14 protein-coding genes and 2 riboswitches are annotated in these 18,499 nt (G+C 71.0%); of the genes, 8 read left to right on the top strand and 6 right to left on the bottom strand.

The window, feature by feature from the left end:
- Position 1: 1 nt before the first annotated feature.
- A complete protein-coding gene (locus OG505_RS12795) occupies positions 2-1,267 on the bottom strand; it encodes an Hsp70 family protein (RefSeq protein ID WP_405433410.1) in 1,266 nt (421 codons plus the stop codon).
- A gap of 296 nt (positions 1,268-1,563) precedes the next feature.
- Between OG505_RS12795 and OG505_RS12790 the strand changes: the two genes are divergently transcribed.
- From OG505_RS12790 to OG505_RS12780, 3 genes are all read left to right on the top strand, one after another.
- On the top strand, positions 1,564-2,454 hold the full coding sequence (locus OG505_RS12790) for an IniB N-terminal domain-containing protein (protein ID WP_405433409.1): 891 nt from the start codon (positions 1,564-1,566) through the stop codon (positions 2,452-2,454).
- Positions 2,455-2,569: 115 nt separating this feature from the next.
- Positions 2,570-4,432, top strand: coding sequence for a dynamin family protein (locus OG505_RS12785; protein WP_405434484.1), 1,863 nt, complete (start codon positions 2,570-2,572; stop codon positions 4,430-4,432).
- Positions 4,429-5,889, top strand: coding sequence for a GTP-binding protein (locus OG505_RS12780; RefSeq protein ID WP_405433407.1), 1,461 nt, complete (start codon positions 4,429-4,431; stop codon positions 5,887-5,889). Before OG505_RS12785 ends, OG505_RS12780 begins: the two co-directional genes overlap by 4 nt.
- Positions 5,890-6,412: 523 nt before the next feature.
- Here OG505_RS12780 and OG505_RS12775 read toward each other — a convergent pair.
- Genes OG505_RS12775 through OG505_RS12765 form a run of 3 tightly spaced genes read right to left on the bottom strand, consistent with a single transcriptional unit; the run spans position 6,413 to position 7,976 of the window.
- A complete protein-coding gene (locus OG505_RS12775) occupies positions 6,413-7,015 on the bottom strand; it encodes a histidine phosphatase family protein (RefSeq protein WP_405433405.1) in 603 nt (200 codons plus the stop codon).
- Complete coding sequence (locus tag OG505_RS12770; RefSeq protein ID WP_405433403.1) at positions 7,012-7,782, bottom strand: CbtA family protein; 771 nt, start codon at positions 7,780-7,782, stop codon at positions 7,012-7,014. The genes OG505_RS12775 and OG505_RS12770 overlap by 4 nt, the downstream gene beginning before the upstream one ends.
- Entirely contained in the window at positions 7,773-7,976 is a 204-nt protein-coding gene (locus OG505_RS12765; protein WP_266241397.1) for a CbtB domain-containing protein, read from the bottom strand. The genes OG505_RS12770 and OG505_RS12765 overlap by 10 nt, the downstream gene beginning before the upstream one ends.
- A gap of 58 nt (positions 7,977-8,034) precedes the next feature.
- A riboswitch (cobalamin riboswitch) is annotated at positions 8,035-8,109 on the bottom strand.
- A gap of 196 nt (positions 8,110-8,305) precedes the next feature.
- A riboswitch (cobalamin riboswitch) is annotated at positions 8,306-8,525 on the top strand.
- A 138-nt stretch (positions 8,526-8,663) separates the two neighbouring features.
- Between OG505_RS12765 and OG505_RS12760 the strand changes: the two genes are divergently transcribed.
- Together OG505_RS12760 and OG505_RS12755 are read left to right on the top strand one after the other, a co-directional pair.
- Positions 8,664-11,060, top strand: coding sequence for a ribonucleoside-diphosphate reductase subunit alpha (locus OG505_RS12760; protein WP_405433402.1), 2,397 nt, complete (start codon positions 8,664-8,666; stop codon positions 11,058-11,060).
- Positions 11,061-11,098: 38 nt separating this feature from the next.
- Positions 11,099-12,094, top strand: coding sequence for a ribonucleotide-diphosphate reductase subunit beta (locus OG505_RS12755; RefSeq protein WP_405434482.1), 996 nt, complete (start codon positions 11,099-11,101; stop codon positions 12,092-12,094).
- A 148-nt stretch (positions 12,095-12,242) separates the two neighbouring features.
- Here OG505_RS12755 and OG505_RS12750 read toward each other — a convergent pair whose 3' ends face one another.
- Both OG505_RS12750 and OG505_RS12745 read right to left on the bottom strand, forming a co-directional pair.
- Positions 12,243-14,066, bottom strand: a complete 1,824-nt coding sequence (locus tag OG505_RS12750) for a family 43 glycosylhydrolase (protein WP_405433401.1) — start codon at positions 14,064-14,066, stop codon at positions 12,243-12,245.
- Positions 14,067-14,496: 430 nt separating this feature from the next.
- Complete coding sequence (locus tag OG505_RS12745) at positions 14,497-15,267, bottom strand: FadR/GntR family transcriptional regulator (RefSeq protein WP_405433400.1); 771 nt, start codon at positions 15,265-15,267, stop codon at positions 14,497-14,499.
- Positions 15,268-15,526: 259 nt separating this feature from the next.
- On the opposite strand from OG505_RS12745, the gene OG505_RS12740 reads away from it, so the two are divergent.
- Genes OG505_RS12740 through OG505_RS12730 form a run of 3 tightly spaced genes read left to right on the top strand, consistent with a single transcriptional unit; the run spans position 15,527 to position 18,499 of the window.
- Positions 15,527-16,687: an ABC transporter substrate-binding protein gene (locus tag OG505_RS12740; protein WP_405433399.1), complete on the top strand. Its 1,161-nt coding sequence runs from the start codon at positions 15,527-15,529 to the stop codon at positions 16,685-16,687.
- A 4-nt stretch (positions 16,688-16,691) separates the two neighbouring features.
- Complete coding sequence (locus tag OG505_RS12735) at positions 16,692-17,672, top strand: carbohydrate ABC transporter permease (protein ID WP_405433397.1); 981 nt, start codon at positions 16,692-16,694, stop codon at positions 17,670-17,672.
- Positions 17,672-18,499, top strand: coding sequence for a carbohydrate ABC transporter permease (locus OG505_RS12730; RefSeq protein WP_405433396.1), 828 nt, complete (start codon positions 17,672-17,674; stop codon positions 18,497-18,499). The genes OG505_RS12735 and OG505_RS12730 overlap by 1 nt, the downstream gene beginning before the upstream one ends.

Raw genomic sequence — 18,499 nt, 5'->3', positions numbered from 1 at the left:
GTCATCCTTCGCGTCCCCGGCTGAGCGTCAGTGCCAGGCGGGACGCCTTCGGCAGGTCGAGGGGGAGGATCCGGACCGGAGGGCGGGGTGGCGGCTCGCCCGGATCGGTGGCGTGGTCCCGGGGCCGGCGCAGGGCCGGCATGGTGGCCCGGTCGGCGCTGGCGACCGGTGCCGGATCGCGGACCGGAGTGGGGTGCCGGGGGCGGGGTGACACCACCTGGCAGGCCGCGCTCGCCGCCCCGGTGGCGGCAGTGAGCTGCGCGTCCGGCTGCACCTCGACCGGAACCGGAAGCGCCGCCGTGATCAGCTCGGTGACCAGCGGGATGCGGGCCGAGCCGCCGGCCAGCAGGACGCCGTCGAGCTGCATCGGCGTCAGGCCGGCGCCCTGCACGGTGCGCAGCAGGAGGTCCACGGTGGCCTGCACGGTCGGGCGGATCATGGCCTCGAACTGCGCGCGGGTCACCGGTATCCGCGCCGGGCCGGTCGGCAGGCTCAACACCACGTCGGCGGCCAGCTCGACGGTCAGCGCTCGCTTGACCCGGTCGCACTCGGCCGGCAGCCCGCGCAGGGCGGCCTGGTGGTCCCGACGGCCGGTGGCGGCCAGCTCCCGCGACAGCACGGTGCGTACGTGGCTGGACAGCAGCTCGTCGAAGTCGGCGCCGCCGATCGGGTCGAGACCCTGCGGGGTGCCGAAGCTCTCGTAGGTGCCGCGCGGGGTGCGCCGCACCAGGGCCGCCTCGAAACTGGCGCCGCCCAACGCGTAGACGGCGGCCGTGCTGCCGTCGAACCCGGGGACCGCGTGGCTCTCGGCGACCGTGACCGTGCGGGGCAGCAGCGTGACGGCGCGCAGCCCGAGGTCGGTGAGCGCCCGGTGCAGCAGCTCCCGCCGGTACGGCCGCCAGGCCGCCGGGTGGCTGAGCACGACCGCCTCGGCCGGGCCGCCCTCCGCGGCGTGCACCTGCTCCACCACCCACGCCACCAGTTCCGCGGTGAGCGTCTGCGGCGCGCACGGCTCGCCGCCGAGCAGCAGGGGCACGTCGTCGCCGATGCGGCGGACGAAGTCCCTGGTGGTGCGGCTGCCGTCGTCGGTGGCGGGCCCGCCGATGTGCAGGGCGCCGTCCTCGGCCAGGTGCAGCACCGACGGTACGAGGGGGGAGCCGGCGTTGAGCGGAACAGCCTCCGGGCGCGTCCAGGTCCGGCCGTCGCGCCGTGCGACGGCGGCGGCGGTGTTGGTGCTTCCGATGTCGATCCCCAGGACGTACGGCATCCGTCTCTTCTCTTTCCGCGAGTTGGCCGGCTGGTGCGATGGCGCCGGCGCTGCCCGGCGACCCACCCCCGGCGAAACCCGCGGGCTCCTACGTTCGTACCAGAGATCGCTCCCTGGTCGGGACCCTAATCTGTCCGAGACGGTTTCCCCCAGTCCCCCTAACGGTGGAGCCGATCAAGGCCCTAACGCGGCGGGATCGGATGCGGGCCGAGCCCCGATGTCCGGGACCGGCCCCCGCAATAGCGTCACTGTCGACGAACGACGGTCGCCGACGCCAATCCGAGGAGAACCGGCACATGGACTCGCAACAGACCCTCCACGACTTCGTGCTCGACCTGCTGACCAACCCCGACGCGCGGTCGGCCTTCGACCTGGACCCGGAAGGCGCGCTGCACGCCGCGGGGCTCAGTGACATCACCGCCGCCGACGTGCAGGACGTGGTGCCGCTCGTGGTCGACTACGCGCCGGGGCAGGGCCTCGCGCCGCTGGTTCCGGCCGTCGGGCAGCTCGGGTTCGACCCGCTGGTGACCGACGCCACCGGTGTGGTCGGCCAGTTGCAGAGCGTGGCGCAGCAGATCAGCGTCACCAGCTCGCCCGCCGGCGTGGACGTCAAGGCCGGTGTGCTCGGTGCCATCGCCGTGGACCCGACGACCGTCGCCGCCGGGGTGACCGTGCTTCCGGGTATCGGCCTGGGCATCGGCCCGAGCGGCCTCGACACCGACCTGACCGGCGTGACCGACGTGGCGCACACCCTCGACGCGGACGTGGTGCAGCCGGTCGACGGCATCGCCGACCCGGTGCTCGGTGACGTGACCGGCGCGGTCGGCGACCCGACCGGCCTGCTCGGCGCCGCCGACCCGAATCTGCTCGGCGGCGGCCTGACCGGCGGTGTCCTCTCCGACGCGCACGGTCAGGTCGACGGCATCGTCGGCTCCCTCGGCGTCCACAACACCCTGAATGGCCTGGGCCTTGGGCACGGTGCCGTCGGCGGTGTGGTGCCGCCGGTGGACGTCCCGTCCGTGGTGGGCGGCGTCACGCACCACGTGGACAGTCTCCTCCCCGGTGTCACCGGCACGGTCGGTGACGTGACCGGCGGGGTCACCGACCGTGTGACCGGCGACCTGCACGGCGGGGGGCCCGCCTCGTCGGACCACGGGTTGCTGGGCATCACCGGCGGTCTGCTCTGACGGGAATTCCCGTCGGAAGCGGGAGGCCGGGTCGCCTCGGGCGGCCCGGCTCTCTCCGGTTTCCCTTCCGGTTCCTCTTGATAATTGAGCCGAAATCCGCACACTTGGTGCGGTGATGGCGGGGATCTGGTTGGACGTACTGGACGAGATCGCCCGGACGTGCAACACACACGGTCGCGGCGACCTGCTCCAGACGGTCCGAAACAAGCGTGCCCAACTGCTGGACCCGAAGCTGCGCGTCCTGGTCGTCGGCGAGCCGAACCAGGGCAAGAGTCAGCTCATCAACGCGATCATCAACGCGCCGGCGTGCCCGGTCGGTGACGGTCGTACCACCGTCCTGCCGACCGTGGTGCAGCACGCCGAGGCTGCCTCCGCGGCCGTCGTCCAGGCGCCGCCGGTGTCGGGTCGACCCGCCGGCGGCGCGAGCACCCCGGCCGCGACGCTCGTCGAGCGGACCCCCCTGGCGCTCGACCAGGTCGCGACCGGGGTGTCCGGCACGGTCGGGCGGCGGCCGGGCGGCGGTCCGGCGTACGTCGAGATCGGGTTGCCCCGCGCGTTGCTCGCCGCCGGACTGGTGCTGGTGGACACTCCGGGGACCGACCAGCCGGCGGCGCTCGGTGGGGCCGCGGAGGTCGCCGCCTCCACCCGCGCCGACGCCGTGCTGCTGGTCTCGGACTCGACCCGGGAACTCTCGGTCGCCGAGCTGGACATGCTGCTGCACGTGACGCGCTCGCAGCCGAACGTGGTGGTGGTGCAGAGCAAGACCGATCTCGTGGCGGACTGGCGTGCGGTGGCCGAGCGCAACCGGCAGCACCTCGCCGACGCCGGTGTCGCGGCGCCGCTGATTCCGGTGTCGGCGACCCTGCGGCTGTGCGCGGCGGCGACCGAGGACCGCGACCTCAACGCCGAGTCCGGCTTTCCGGCGCTGATCGCCCGCCTGCAGCGGGACCTGACCGGCAAGGCCGACCACCTGGCGCGGGCGTCGGTGCAGGCGGTGGCCCGGACGGTGGTGGAGCAACTGGCCGCGCCGCTGCGCGCCGAGCTGGCGACGCAGGAGGCCGAGGAGCAGTCCGGGCCGATCTCCCGGCTGCACGCCGCCCAGCGGGAGGTCGACGAGCTGCGCCGCTGCTCCACCCGTTGGCAGAACACTCTCGCCGACGAGATGGCCGACCTGCTCTCCGACATCGAGTACGACCTGCGCGACCGCACCCGCCAGATCCTGCGTGCCGTGGACGAGGCGTTCGACACGGCGGACCCCCTCGTCGCCTGGGACACCTTCGCCGAGTGGCTGGAGCGCAGCCTCGTCGAGGCCGCGGAAGCCAACCACGAGTGGCTGATCCAGCGCTGCGACTGGATCGCCCGTCGGGTGGCCGCCAACTTCAACCGGTACGGCTACGACGTGCTGCCGCCCTGGTCGATGACGATGCCGGCGGATCTCGGCGACCGGCTGCCGGACCTGGAGCGACCGAGGATCGACCGGTTCACCACCGGCCAGAAGTTGTTCACCGGCATGAAGGGCTCGTACGGCGGCATGCTGATGTTCGGCCTCGCGACGACCCTGGCCGGAATGCCGATGATCAACCCGGTCTCGGTCGGCATCGGCGCGCTCTTCGGCGGCAAGAGCATCCGGGACGAGGGCAAGCAGTTGCTGCGCCGCCGGCAGGCGACCGTCAAGACGGCCATCCAGCGGCATGTCGACGAGTTCTTCGTCCGGATGGTCCGGGACTGCCGGGACGCCACCCGCCAGGTGCAGCGGATGCTGCGCGATCACTTCACGGGGCTGACCGAGGAGTTGCAGGAGGCCATCGTGCAGTCGTTTCGCAGCGCCAAGCAGGAGGCCGACACCGATGTCGCCCTGCGCGAGCAGCGGCAGCGGGAGATCCGGCTGAAGATGACCCGCCTGGCCGCGCTCTACGAGCAGTCCCAGCAGCTGACCGGCGCCCGCTCCACCCCGGTGCTGCTGGAGCCCCGGGCATGACGGTCGGGGTGCGGTTGGACGAGGCGGCGTGGGGGCTGCTGCGCCAGGCCATGGACGTCTACCAGCACGACGCGCGGGCCGTCGGGCGGTTGCGGCACCAGGTGGCGCGGTTGGAACAGCCGCTGCGGATCGCGGTGGCCGGCCCCTGGCGTGCCGGCAAGTCGACGGTGCTGAACGCGTTGATGGGGGAGGAGGTCGCGCCGGTCGAGGGCGCGGACGGCGTCTTCACCTGGTACGAGGATGGTCCTTCGCCGCACGCCACCGCCTACCCGGTGGGCCAGCCTCCCCAGGAGTTGACGGTGGTCAAGTCGGCGACCGGGATGCGGGTGGATCTCGGCTGGCGGGTCGGGGAGGTGCGCGACATCGTGGTGCGGTGGCCGACGCGGGCGTTGCGGCAGGTGACGCTGATCGACACCCCGGCGCTCGCGGGGGTCGACGAGCAGGGCCACGCGACCGTGCTGGACCGCGTCCTGGGGGACTCGGACGGGGTGCTGTTCCTGACCCGCGACGGTCGCGACAGTGACCTGCGGGTGTTGGAGTCCGCTCGGGACAGTGTCGTCGGGCAGGCCGCCCCGGTGAACGTGATCATGGTGTTGTCCCGGGCGGACGAGGTGGGCGGCGGCCGGATCGACGGGCTGCTCACCGCCCGTCAGCTGGCCCGACGGCACCACCGGGATCCCCGGGTGGGCGCGCTGGCCGTGAACGTGGTGGCGTGCAGCGGCGCGGTCGGCCTCGCGGGCCGGATGCTGAGCGAGTCCGACTTCGCCGCGCTCGCGACGCTCGCCGGGGCGTCCCGCGCCGAGTTGGAGGCCCACCTGCTCTCCGCCGACCGCTTCGTTCGTGGCGAGCTTCCGGTGCACCTGGACTCCGAGGTGCGCGCCGGTCTGCTGGATCGGTTCGGGCTCTTCGGGATCCGGCTCGCGACGACCCTGGTGCGCGGCGGGTTCGACACCCGGGTGACGTTGTCGGCCGAGCTGATCCGGCGCAGTGGGCTCACCGAGCTGCGGGAGTCGATGACCCGCTGTTTCGTCGATCGTCGCGACACCCTCAAGGCGCGCTCGGCACTGGCCGCGGTGGAGGCCCTGGTGCGGGCCGAGCCGGTGCGTGGGGCCGACGAGCTGGTCGCCGCCATCGAGCAGATCCTGGCGGGCGCGCACGAGTTCCGGGAACTGCGCCTGCTGGTGGCGCTGCGCAACGCCCGCCTCGGTTTCGACGCGGAGCTGGCGGCCGAGGCGCAGCGCCTGGTGGGCGGGGACGGGGTCGGTCTGGCCGCGCGGCTCGGTGTCGAGCACGAGGCGACCGTGCAGCGGCTCTGGGAGGTCGCCGCCGACGCCCAGTGGCGGTGGCGGGACCGGGCCGAGGATCCTCTGCTCCCGCTGGCCCAGCGCCGGGGCGCGGAGGTCGTCGTTCGCAGCTGCGAGGGGATGCTGGCCGAGCTGGCCGCGGGCGGTCGCTGAGCGCCGCGCGGGGTGCTGTCCAGCCCGGACGCCCCGGTCGGCAGGTTGCGTGCGGTCAACCCATTGACAGCGCCGTGGTCGCCCGGAAGCATCTGCCCAACATCGCGGCCGGGGAGGACGTGTCGCCCGTGAGGCACATACCTCAGAGTCATGTTTATACCTCTGTGGTATGTCGCTTACCGGTCTATCCGCCTGCCGGCCGCCCCGACCCCACCGCCGCCCGGCACAGACGCCCCGTCGCTGTTCGCTGCACGTCACTGACCTCCCGTCGCTGTTCGCTGCACGCCAATGCCGCCGCCCGCCGCCGACTGCCCCGCCGCCCGCCGCCCCGCCGCGACCCCGCCGCCCGCCGCCGGCCGGCGAGGATGCGCGCCGCCGTCGCCCGCGATCCGCAGGCGAGGCCGGTGCTGACGGACAATGCCAGTGCCGGGCAGAGACCACCGATCCGATCCCGGCCGGGCACGGGTCCGTCCATGCCGCCCCATATCTGGGGCAGCTCCACAGGGGCCGTGGTCGACAGTCGTCACCGGCTCGCGGGCGCCGGGGGCGCGCTCAGCCGGAGCTGCCACCGTCGGCCGTGGTCGGTGAGCCGGACGATCGCCAACGGCTCGACATCCAACTGCCGGTACGTCACCAGCGGTAGTCCCAGGGCGTGCACGACCGCGACCCGGATCACGAGCGGGTGGGTGACGGCCGTGACCCGTCGGCCGAGGCCGCGCTGTCCGTCCAGCCACCGGCCGACGCGCTCGCGCAGGGCAGTGACGGATTCGCCCCCGTGCGGCGCGGCTTCCGGGGTGGACAGCCACTCGCGCAGCGCTTCGGGCTGCGCGCCGGCGACCTCCTGCAGCGACCGGCCGGTCCAGTCGCCGTAGTCGCAGTCGGCCAGCGTCGTCTCCACAGCGGGCACGAGGCCGAGAGCATACGCGGTCTGGACGGCCGCCGTCGCTGGGCTGGACAGGCAGGCGCCGGTGTCGCCCGCCGGTGCCCGCCGGCCCAGCAGGCTGGGGGACAGGGCGAGGGCGGCGCTGCGACCACCCTCGTCCAGTGCGTCGTCCCCGCCGAACCGGGCCCGCCGCAGGGCGGCGGTGTGACCGTGGGCGACCAGCCGCAGGCGGGTGGCGTTCACCTGGCCAGTCGTACGTCGGTGACCGCGCGCCGCCGATGCATCAGTGCGGCGAAGAGCAGGCCGATCCCGGTCCACAGCACCACCTGGGTGCCGAGGGAGGCGAGCCGGAAGCTCCACAGCAGCGTGGCGGGGAAGTCACCCGGGACCTCCTGGAACGACGGCAGCACCACGTAGGCCACGCCGGTGACCAGCAGGAAACCGCCGACCGCCGCGGCGGCGCGCAGCCACACCGGCGCCTGCTCGCCGACCGACCGGTAGCCCAGCGAACCGGACCAGACCGCCACCAGGCCGAGGACCACCAGCAGCAGGTAGGTGACCGTGCGCTGGTTGATGGTGGCCGGGTTGCCGACCGCCGGTGGGTTCGGCGGGTACTTGAGGAACGGCACGATCACCGCGCCGAGCAGCGCGCCGCCGGCCAGCAGCAGCCCGGACCACCCGTCGTCCACCGTGCGTCGCCGCCGGCTCAGCAGGACGTACGCGGTGGCCAGCAGGCCGCCCATCGCGGCGCCGAACAGGGCGGTGGCCAGGAACAGCCCCCCGCGCTGGCCGTTTCTGCTGACCAGAGCGTCCTCGTCGTGCTGGTGCCCACCGGTGGTGGGTTCAGCGTGTGCGGCCGCCTCCTCGATGGCGATGGCCGCCTCGACGTGAGGTTCGCCGACGACGTAGGCGAACGTTCCGGCGAGCAGGCCGGCCACCAGGCCGGCGAGCAGCCCGCGCAGGAGAACCGTGACGAACGTGGGTGCGGTGCCGGCGCCGGTCAGTGGCACGGGACACCGAGCAGGTGCCGGCCGTCGTGCATCAGCTCGTGCAGGTACATCCCGCTGCGCGAGACTGCGCCCTGGTCGAAGGCGACGAGATAGGCCAGCAGGGTGAGCACGGCGACGGTGGCCAGGACCGTCCACAGGAGACGGGTCGGGGCAGCGGGGTGCACCAGCGGCTGGCTGGACGTGGAACTGGACATGCGTGCACGAACCTCCTCGGGGATGACGCGTCCCCATCGCAAGGCTGCGGACGACCGAGCGTCCTGGCTCGCGGCCCCCGGGGTCGGGGACCGCTCACAGTGGCGCGACCGCGCCGGATTCTCACCGGCTTCCCTCGCGTCGCCGCAGATAGTGGGTCGACCGTATCGGTGCCGGTTCTCCTCGGTCAAGCCGGCGGCGAGGTCCGATCACGACGCCGCCGATGCTCCCTCGCCAGCGCGCGCTGGCGGATCGACGACGGCCATCACGGATGAGCGCGACACGCCCGGCCCCGACATGTGGGGTGTGACAAACGTGGTCGCCCCTATATATGGTGTCGACCGCAGCTGGTTCGGTCGCTCAACCCAGGGTGGCCGAGGCAAGAGGGAACCCGGTGGAAGTCCGGGACTGCCCCGCAGCGGTGAGTGGGAACGACAGCCGTCATCAGCACTGGGCCGCCATCTGGCCTGGGAAGCGACGGCCGGTAGGTGACCGGGAGACCCCGGTCGTGCCCGTGAGTCCGAAGACCTGCCAGCGCGCCGCGTACCCGCATCCGGGTGGGCGGTGGTCCGAGGCCGCGTGGGACGGCCGACGCCTTCCGGATCCGCGCCCCGTCGGCGTGGCGTCCGCCGGTGTCTGCCTCCTCGCGCCGAGGGCCTTCAGGTCCTCAAGCTCGCGAGGAGTGAGTGGTGACAGTTACCGAGGTGACCCCGGCCGGCGGCGACACGGCCCTCCGGCGTACGCCGCCGCAGGTCCAAACCCGCGACGGCGGCAGCGAACGGGCGGACGTGCGCATGCTCGTCGCCACTGTCGAGCGCTGGGCCGACGACCTGCCCGACGTCGACCCGCTGCGGGTGGCGACCCGCACGATCAGCGGGCTGTACGACGGCGCGACGACTGCCGAACTGGACCGGCTGACCATCCAGACCGCGGCCGAGATGATCGGTACGGAGCCGCAGTACTCGCGCCTCGCCGCCCGGCTGCTGGCCAGCCACATCGAGCGGGAGGTACGCCGGCAGGGCGCCATCTCGTTCAGCGCGGCGATCCGGGCCGGCCACGCCGAGGGCCTGATCGGTGACGACACCGCCGCGTTCGTCGCCGCGCACGCCGCGACCCTCGACCACGCCATCGACCCGGACGGCGACCGCCGATTCGAGTACTTCGGCCTGCGCACGGTCTACGACCGGTACCTGCTGCGCCACCCCACCAGCCGGTTGGTGCTGGAGACCCCGCAGTACTGGCTGCTGCGGGTGGCCTGCGGTCTGTCCCGTACGCCGGATGAGGCTGTGGACTTCTACCGGCTCATGTCCAGCCTGGCCTACCTGCCCAGCTCACCGACGCTGTTCAACTCCGGCACCCGGCACACCCAGATGTCCTCGTGCTACCTCGTCGACTCGCCGCGCGACGAGCTGGACTCGATCTACCAGCGCTACGCCCAGGTCGCCAACCTGTCCAAGTTCGCCGGCGGCATCGGCATCGCGTACTCCCGGGTCCGCTCCCGGGGCGCGCTGATCCGCGGCACGAACGGGCAGTCCAACGGGATCGTGCCGTGGCTGCGCACCCTGGACGCCAGCGTCGCCGCGGTCAACCAGGGCGGCCGGCGCAAGGGCGCCGCCTGCGTCTACCTGGAGCCGTGGCATCCGGACATCGAGGAGTTCCTGCAACTGCGGGACAACACCGGCGAGGACGCCCGGCGTACGCACAACCTGAACCTGGCCAACTGGATCCCGGACGAGTTCATGCGCCGGGTCGAGGCCGACGAGGTGTGGTCGCTGTTCGACCCGAACGAGGTGCCCGAGCTGCCCGACCTGTGGGGTGAGCGGTTCGACGCCGCGTACCGGGCGGCCGAGGCGCAGGGCCGCTACGTGCGGCAACTGCCGGCGCGGGAGCTGTACGGCAAGATGATGCGCACCCTGGCCCAGACCGGCAACGGCTGGATGACGTTCAAGGACGCGGCCAACCGGCTGTGCAACCAGACGGCCGAGCCGGGCAACGTGGTGCACCTGTCCAACCTGTGCACCGAGATCATCGAGGTGTCCAGCGACGCCGAGACCGCCGTGTGCAACCTCGGCTCGGTGAACGTCGCCGCCCACGTCACCGACGGCGGCATCGACTGGGAGCGCCTACGCGCCACCGTCCGGACGGCTGTAACGTTCCTCGACCGGGTCATCGACATCAACTACTACCCGACACCGCAGGCGGCGGCGAGCAACCCCCGTTGGCGGCCGGTCGGTCTCGGGCTGATGGGCCTGCAGGACGTGTTCTTCGCGCTGCGGCTGCCGTTCGACTCGCCGGCCGCGCGGGAGCTGTCCACCCGGATCAGCGAGGAGCTGTACCTGACCGCGCTGGAGACCTCCGCCGACCTGGCGCGCGACTTCGGCGCGCATCCGGCGTACGCGCAGACCCGGGCCGCGCGGGGCCAGCTCCAGCCCGACCTGTGGGGTGTCGACGGTACGCAGACCGCACGCTGGGCCGCGCTGCGCCAGCGGGTCGGGGCGTACGGGCTGCGCAACTCCCTGCTGGTGGCGGTCGCGCCGACCGCGACCATCGCCTCGATCGCCGGCTGTTACGAGTGCGTCGAGCCGCAGGTGTCCAACCTGTTCAAGCGCGAGACCCTGTCCGGGGAGTTCCTGCAGGTCAACACGGCCCTGGTCCGCGAGCTGAAGGCACGTGGCCTGTGGACCGAGCAGATCCGCTCGGCGATCCGGCGCGCGGAGGGGTCGGTGCAGGACGTCACGGAGCTGCCGGCCGACGTGCGGGAGCTGTTCCGCACCGCGTGGGAGCTGCCGCAGCGGGCGCTCATCGACCTGGCGGCCGCCCGCGCGCCGTTCATCGACCAGTCCCAGTCGCTGAACCTGTTCCTTGCCTCGCCCACCATCGGCAAGCTCTCCTCGATGTACCTGTACGCCTGGAAGACCGGGCTGAAGACCACCTACTACCTACGCTCGCGCCCGGCCACCCGCATCCAGCAGGCCACCGTCAGCGCCGTCGCACCGATCGCCGTCGCACCCCTCGCCGTCGCCGTCGACGCCGAGGCGCTCGCCTGCTCGCTGGAGAACCCCGAGTCGTGCGAGGCGTGCCAGTGACCGCTCCCGACACCACCACCGACACGAGGACCACGCACATGCTGCTCGACCCCGGGATGGACCTCACTCTCCGCCCGATGCGCTACCCGCACTTCTTCGACCGGTTCCGGGCCGCGATCCGCAACACCTGGACGGTCGAGGAGGTCGACCTGCACGCCGACCTCGCCGACCTGGACAAGCTGTCGCCGGCCGAGCGGCACCTGGTCAGCCGCTTGGTGGCGTTCTTCGCCACCGGCGACACGATCGTCGCCAACAACCTGGTGCTCAACCTCTACCAGCACGTCAACAGCCCCGAGGGCCGCCTCTACCTGTCCCGGCAGCTGTTCGAGGAGGCCGTGCACGTCCAGTTCTACCTCAACCTGCTCGACACGTACGTGCCCGACGAGACCGAGCGGTTCGCCGCCTTCGCCGCCATCGAGAACATCCCCTCGATCCGCCGCAAGGCCGAGTTCTGCTTCCGCTGGATCGACTCGTTGGGGGAGCTGCGGGAGCTGCGGACCTCCGACGACAGGCGCGCGTTCCTGCTCAACCTCATCTGCTTCGCCGCCTGCATCGAGGGATTGTTCTTCTACGGCGCGTTCGCGTACGTCTACTTCCTGCGCTCCCGTGGCCTGCTGCACGGCCTGGCCTCCGGCACCAACTGGGTCTTTCGCGACGAGTCCATGCACATGGCGTTCGCGTTCGACGTGGTGGACACCGTACGCGCCGAGGAGCCAGACCTGTTCGACGACGATCTCGCCGACCAGGTTCGCCAGATGCTCACCGAGGCCGTCGAGTGCGAGGTCCAGTTCGCCGAGGACCTGGTGGGCCAGGGCGTGCCCGGTCTCACCCTCGCGGACATGCGGGAGTATCTCCAGCATGTCGCCGACCGCCGTCTCACCCAGCTCGGGATCGCCCCGCACTACGGGTCCGCCAATCCGTTCGCCTTCATGGAGTTGCAGGACGTGCAGGAGCTGTCCAACTTCTTCGAGCGGCGGGTGTCGGCGTACCAGGTGGGAGTGACCGGGGCGGTGGCCTTCGACGACGACTTCTAGGAGGACCCCCACCCCACCCCCTCCCCACCCCGTCGACCAGGAGGTTGTTGCTCCCCTATCGGCGTATCAGGGGCACCAACTTCATGATCAACGTCGGCGGCGGGCGAGGTGGGGCGGGGTGGGGGTGTTCTTGGGGGTGGGGTGACCCTTAGGCGGGCGAGCAGGTCGGGGTGATGGTCGGAGGACTGGTGGTGGCGCTCGTGCTGAGGTAGCCCGCGGTGGTGGACGTTGCCGGCGCGAGCTGCCCGTTGTAGGCGGCGTTCGCGACGGTCACCAGGTTGCCCGTCTGGGTGAGGGTGCCGTTCCAGACCTGTGACACTGTCTGTCCACTGGGGAGGGTGAAGGTGACCCGCCACCCGTTGAGCGGCGAGGCCCCGGAGTTGGTGACCGTCAGCCGTCCTTCGAATCCGCCCTGCCACGTGTTGACAACGGTGTTGGTCACCGCGCAGGACTGCCCAGCCGGGACCGTCGGTGTCGGGGTGAGGGTCGGAGTGGGCGTCGGGGTGGGGGTCGCAGTGGGCGTCGGCGTCGGGGTGGGCGTCGGCGTCGCGGTGGGGGTCGGGGTGGGCGTCATGGTGCCGCCGGCCTGGAACTGCCACCAGTTGAGGTTGAACAGGTTGCCGCTGCCGCCGGTGAAGCGCAGGTACAGGTCCTGGGTTCCGGTGGCGCCGCTGACCGGGCAGGAGACGGTCTGCCAGGTCTGCCACCCGCCGGTGCCCGGCACCGCGCAGCTGCCCACCCGGGTGCCGGTGGGGCTACCGAGGCGCAGTTCGATCGTGCCACCGGACGTGGCCGAGGCGGCCCGGGCGGAGAAGGACGTCGCGCCCGTACCGAAGCCCACGCCCTTGACCTTGATGTAGTCCCCGTTCTCGATCCACCCGACGTTCATCCCGCCCTCGCTGGCCGGCTCGGTCTCGATGCCGGAGCCCCAGGCGATGGTCTCGGCCTCCTGCCGCACGTACGGGTTGAGGGTGCCGATCTGGGGCGCGCCCGTCGTGGTCATGTTGATCGTCGGGATGGTGCCGTTGGTGTTGTAGGTGAACTTCTCCACGGCCACCGAGCGGGTGTAGCCGCTGCCGCCGGGCAACGCTCCGTTGTGGTAGAAGAAGTACGAGCCGCCGTTGAAGTCGATGACGCCGGGGTGGTTGGTGAAGCTCGCGCCCTGGCGGGGCATGACCGTCCCGCGGTAGGTCCAGGGGCCGGTCGGGCCGGTAGCGGTCGAGTAACCGATGAACTCGGAGCAGCACTCCGCCGCGAACACGTTGTAGTAGATGCCGTTGCGCTTGTAAACCCACGGGCCCTCTTCGTAGAGGGTCGGCCGGCTCGTGTTCCCCGTCCGGGTGCCGAACCCGGCGGTGGTGAGCGGGATCTTGGTGGCGCTGCCGCTGTAGGAGATCATGTCCGCGTTCAGCCGGACGTACCACAGGTTCGGGTTGCCCCAGTACAGGTAGGCCTGGCCGTCGTCGTCGATGAAGACGGTGGGGTCGATCTCGCCGTTGCCCACCAGCGGACGGCCGATGGCGTCCCGGAACGGCCCGGTGGGGCTGTCGGAGACCGCGACGCCGATGGCCATTGAATTGGTCGCCCGGGCGGTCACCGGCACGTACCAGTAGAACTTGCCGTTGCGGGCGACGACCTGGCCGGCCCACGCGTTGGCGCTCGCCCAGCTGAAGGTGCTCAGGCTCAGGGGCGAGCCGTGGTCGGTCCAGTTGACCATGTCGGCCGACGACCACACCCGCCAGTCCTTCATGGTGAAGTACGTGGAGCCGTCCTCGTCGTGCCCGGTGTAGAGGTAGACCCGCCCGTCGTGCACCAGGGGAGCAGGGTCGGCGGTGTAGATGTGCTGGACGATGGGGTTGTCCGCGTGGGCGGCCGTGGCCGGCGCCAGCGTCGAGATGAGCAGCAGGCTCACGAGCAATGCGACGCTGCGCCGGAGCCGGTTCTTCGTCAGTGGTGGCGGTGCGGGGTGCATCGGTACCTCCAGGGTGGGTCACGACGGGCGGGGCACGGTTCGCCGCTCTCGCTGGCGGGTCCCGCGTGTCGTCGCGGGTCGCTTCGGGGCCTCGGTGGTGGCCGTGCCGCGAGAGCGGCAGGAGGGATCGGGTGTCCACCATGGCTCCCGCGCGCGGCGGCCCGCCGTTGTCGACGGCGGTGGTCAACGTCCCTGAGGGAGGCCCGGACACCCACCAGCGGGCGTTGGTCATGCGCGACTCCATCGACCTCGGCGGATCGAATGGAGCGGTGAAGCGTGCCCTTCGCCTCTGCGGCCCGAGGGTAGTCTGTTATCGCTAACATTCTCAAGCGATGGACGAATCTGGATTTCCGCGCCGCCGTCGCGGGCCGGTCGGACCGGGGTCGCTAACGCCCGGCGACCGGGTCGTCAGCGCCGCGGCGCCGGGCCGTCAGCGCTGTAGCCGCGTCGGGCTGCCCGGCCCCCTGCGCCGGACGAGCCACGCCTCGGTGATGTGCGTGAACATCGCCTGCGCGGCGCCCTCGGGGTCGTGGGCGGCGATGCGCTCGTAGATGCGCCGGTGCCCCTGGTTCGATGCCACGCACATGGCCCGCTCCGGCTGGCCCATGTAGCGCGCGGTGTTGACGACCTGGCTCTCCAGGGACCGGACGACGCCCCGGGCGATGCGGTTGCCCGACGCCTGCATGACCGTGTCGTGAAAGGCGCGGTCGTGCTCCTGGTAGGTGACGTGGTCGTCCACCAGCTCGTCCATCCGGTTCACCAGGGCTCGCAGCCGGTCGACGGTCTCCTCGCCGGCGAGTCGGGCGGCCACGTTGGCCATGTCGGACTCCAGCACCCGCCGGGTGACCACCAGGTCGTCGAGGATCGCCAGGGTGTCGTCCTCGGCGATGGTCGCCGCGAGGACGAGCTCGTCGAGCATGTCCCACGCCGAGGGCGGGGTGACCAGCGTTCCGCTGCCCTGACGGACCTGCACGAGGCCCTTCTCCTGCAGGATCTTCACCGCTTCCCGGATGACCGTCCGGCTCACGGAGAAGGTCTCGCAGAGCACCGGCTCGGGGGGCAGCGGCGTGCCCGAGGGGTGGACTTCCTGAACGATCCGGGTCACCAGCTCGGCGGTGATCGCCTGAGCCAGATTGGTCGGGCGACGGGCCCAGGTCGGTGCCGCCGCCCCGTTGACGGTCGACTGGTTCGATGTCGTCACGTTCACCTCCGCGTAGCCGCGGGAGCGGGCCCACGAGTCCGCCCCAGTGTACGGGCAACCGTTGACGTCAGACGTCATACGAGTTACGTTCTCGTCAATCTTGCATCGACGGCCGGTCCCTCGGCCACTCCCCATATGAAGGTGAGCAACGATGAAGCAACGAGCAGTGTGGTCCGCGGTCCTCGTTGCAGGGCTGGCCCTGACTGGCTGTGGAAGCGCGACAGGTTCGGGTTCATCGTCCGGAGGCTCGGACAAGAAGTTGGTCGTCTGGGACTGGAAGTCCGGCGAGGCCAGCTCCGCCCAGTACGTGGAGAAGGCCAAGGCCGACTTCGCCAAGAAGCACAAGGACGTCGAGGTCGAGTTCGTCGCCCAGCCGTTCGACGAGTACTACACCCTGCTGGGCGCGGCCATCCAGTCGGGCAAGGGCCCGGACGTCATCCTGTTCAACGGTGGCGGCCAGATCCGCGACCGGGTGGACTCGCTCCAGCCGATCGACGAGTACGTGAGCGAGGACCGGCAGCGGCTGGCCGGCTGGGAGGCGTTCGCCAAGGGTGGCAAGACCTACGCCGCTCCGGTGACGCTGCAGGGCCACCCGATCTACTACAACAAGGCGCTCTACGAGAAGGCCGGCCTCGACCCGGCGAAGCCGGCCACGACGTGGCCGGAGTTCATCGCCAACTGCGGCGTCATCACCAAGCAGACCGGTGCCAAGTGCTTTGCCCAGGGCAACAAGGAGGGCTACGGCATCCAGTTCTTCCTGTCGGCCATGGCGTCGGGCGTCCTGACCCCGCAGGAGTACGACAACTGGATCGCCGGCAAGCGCGACTGGAACTCGCCGAACGTGAAGCGGATCTTCGAGCTGTGGAAGGAGACCGGCACCGCGAAGCTGAACAACGACGGGGCCAACTCCACCGCGATGTTCAACGACGCCTTCGCCGTCTTCCAGTCGGCCAAGGCCGCCCACATCATCGGTCTGATGTCGGACATCGGGCACTGGAAGGACTTCAACGAGTTCGTCACGCCGGAGAAACTCGGCGTGATGATGGCCCCGACGGTGACCAGCGGCGCCACCCCGAGCCTGCCGTACGACGGTGGTATCGGTTACGCGGTCGCCAAGTGGACCAAGGACCCGAAGGTGGCCGCCGACCTGGTGCGCTCGCTGACCTCCACCGACGCCCTGAAGGCGTTCTACGCCAACGCCGGCGCGATCACGGCCGACACGACAATCGACGTGTCGCAGTCCGGGCCGGCCGTCACCACGATCGTCGGCGCGCTCAAGACCGGCAAGCCGGCGGTGCACGTGGCGCTCTCCTCGAAGTCGCTCGACCTGATGGGCCGCCTCTCGCAGCAGTTGCTCAGCGGCTCGATCAGCGTGGACGAGGTCGTGAAGCAGATGGCCGCCTCGGACACGGCGGGCTGACCTCGTGACGATCGGCAAGTCGCTCCCGTCGGTCCGCTCGGCTTCGGCCGGGCGGACCGACGGGGTCCCGCCCTCCGCACCGCCGCCTCGCAACCGCGCCGTTCCTCGACGCGCCGCCGGCGGCCGCCGTGCCGAACAACTGGCGCCCTTCGTGCTGGTTGCCCCGGCCGTCCTGATCCTCGTCCTGCTGCGGCTGTGGCCGCTGGCGCTCGGCGTCAACTTCTCCTTCACCGGCGACGGCGACCGCGACGGGGCGATGGTCGGTTTCGCCAACTATGTCGACCTGCTCCACGATCCGCTGTTCCGGCAGGCGCTGCGCAACGTGGGGCTGCTGGTGCTGCTCCTGCCGGTGGCGGTGGCTATCCCGGGTCTGCTCGCCACGTTCATCTACCTGCGCGTGCCGGGACACCGGTTCTACCGCAGCGTCTACTTCTTCCCGGCCGTGCTGTCCCCGGTCATCGTCGGCGCGATCTTCAATTTGCTGCTCTCGTTTGACGGTCCTGTCAACGTTGTCCTGTCCTCGGTGGGCATCGGGCCGGTGGACTGGCTCGGTGATCCGGATGTCGCCATGTTCGCGGTCGTCGGCGTGCACGTGTGGGCGACCTTCGGAATGGCCCTGGTCGTGTTCCTCGCGGGCTTCGCGACCCTGGACGCCGCGCTGCTGGACGCGGCACGGGTGGACGGCGCGTCACTGGCCCAGGTCATCTGGCACGTGATCATTCCCAGCCTCTCCCGCACCATCCAGTTCGTCTTCGTGACCACGATGATCGGGATGCTGACGTCCATGTTCGGCCTGCTCTACGTCATGACCAGTGGCGGCCCGGAGGGCTCGACGTACCTGCCCGAGTACTACATCTGGATCCAGCAGGGGCGGATGAACCGCCCGGCGCTCGCGTCGGCGGCGTCCACCGTCCTGTTCGTCATCATGCTCGTCGTCGGGCTGGTGCAGCTCAAGCTGCTCCGACGCGCGGGAAGGGAGGACTGATGTCCCGCGTCCGACTGGGCAGATGGTTGCTCGTGATCCCGATGGGGCTCCTCGCGGTCGCGACGATCTACCCGCTGCTGTTCACGGCGAACGTCGCCATGAAGACCCGCCGGGAGTACATTCTCGACCGGTTCTCGCTGGCGGACTCGCTGCGCTTCGAGAACATCACCACGGCGTGGACCAGCGTTGGCATGGGCCGGTACACCGCCAACTCGATCCTGGTGGTGGGCTGCTCGGTGTTCCTGCTGCTGCTGTTCGGGTCGATGGCCGGCTTCGCGCTGAGCCAACTGCGCTTCCGGGGCTCGACGGCGCTGTTCATCGGCTGCCTCGCGGCGCTCTTCATCCCCTTCCAGGTGATCATGGTGCCGTTGGCCCGGGTCATGGCGGACAGCGGCCTGGTCGACACGTACCCCGGTCTGATCCTCGCGTACGTCGCGCAGTTCCTGCCCTTCACGGTTTTCCTGATGACCAGCTACTACCGGACCATCCCGGCGGAGATCATCGACGCGGCCCGGATCGACGGCAACACCGTGTACGGCGTCTACCGGCGGATCATGCTGCCGCTGGGCGCTCCGGCGCTGTTGTCCGTGGGCATCCTCAACACGCTGTTCTGCTGGAACGACGTGCTCATCTCGCTGCTGCTGATGCCGTCGGCCGACCACCGGACCCTCATGGTCGGGGTGACCTCGCTGCGGGGGCAGTACTCCGAGGACATTCCCACCTTCGCCTCCGGGGTGCTCATCGCGGCGATCCCCGTCCTGGCGGTCTACCTGTTCCTTCAGCGCCAGATCGCCGACGGCGTCGCCGCTGGTTCCACGAAAGGCTGA

This window comes from Micromonospora sp. NBC_00617, assembly GCF_045161355.1.
Taxonomy (GTDB): domain Bacteria; phylum Actinomycetota; class Actinomycetes; order Mycobacteriales; family Micromonosporaceae; genus Micromonospora.
Note: the sequence above shows the minus strand (reverse complement) of the source record. Positions and strands in the feature narration are given on the sequence as shown.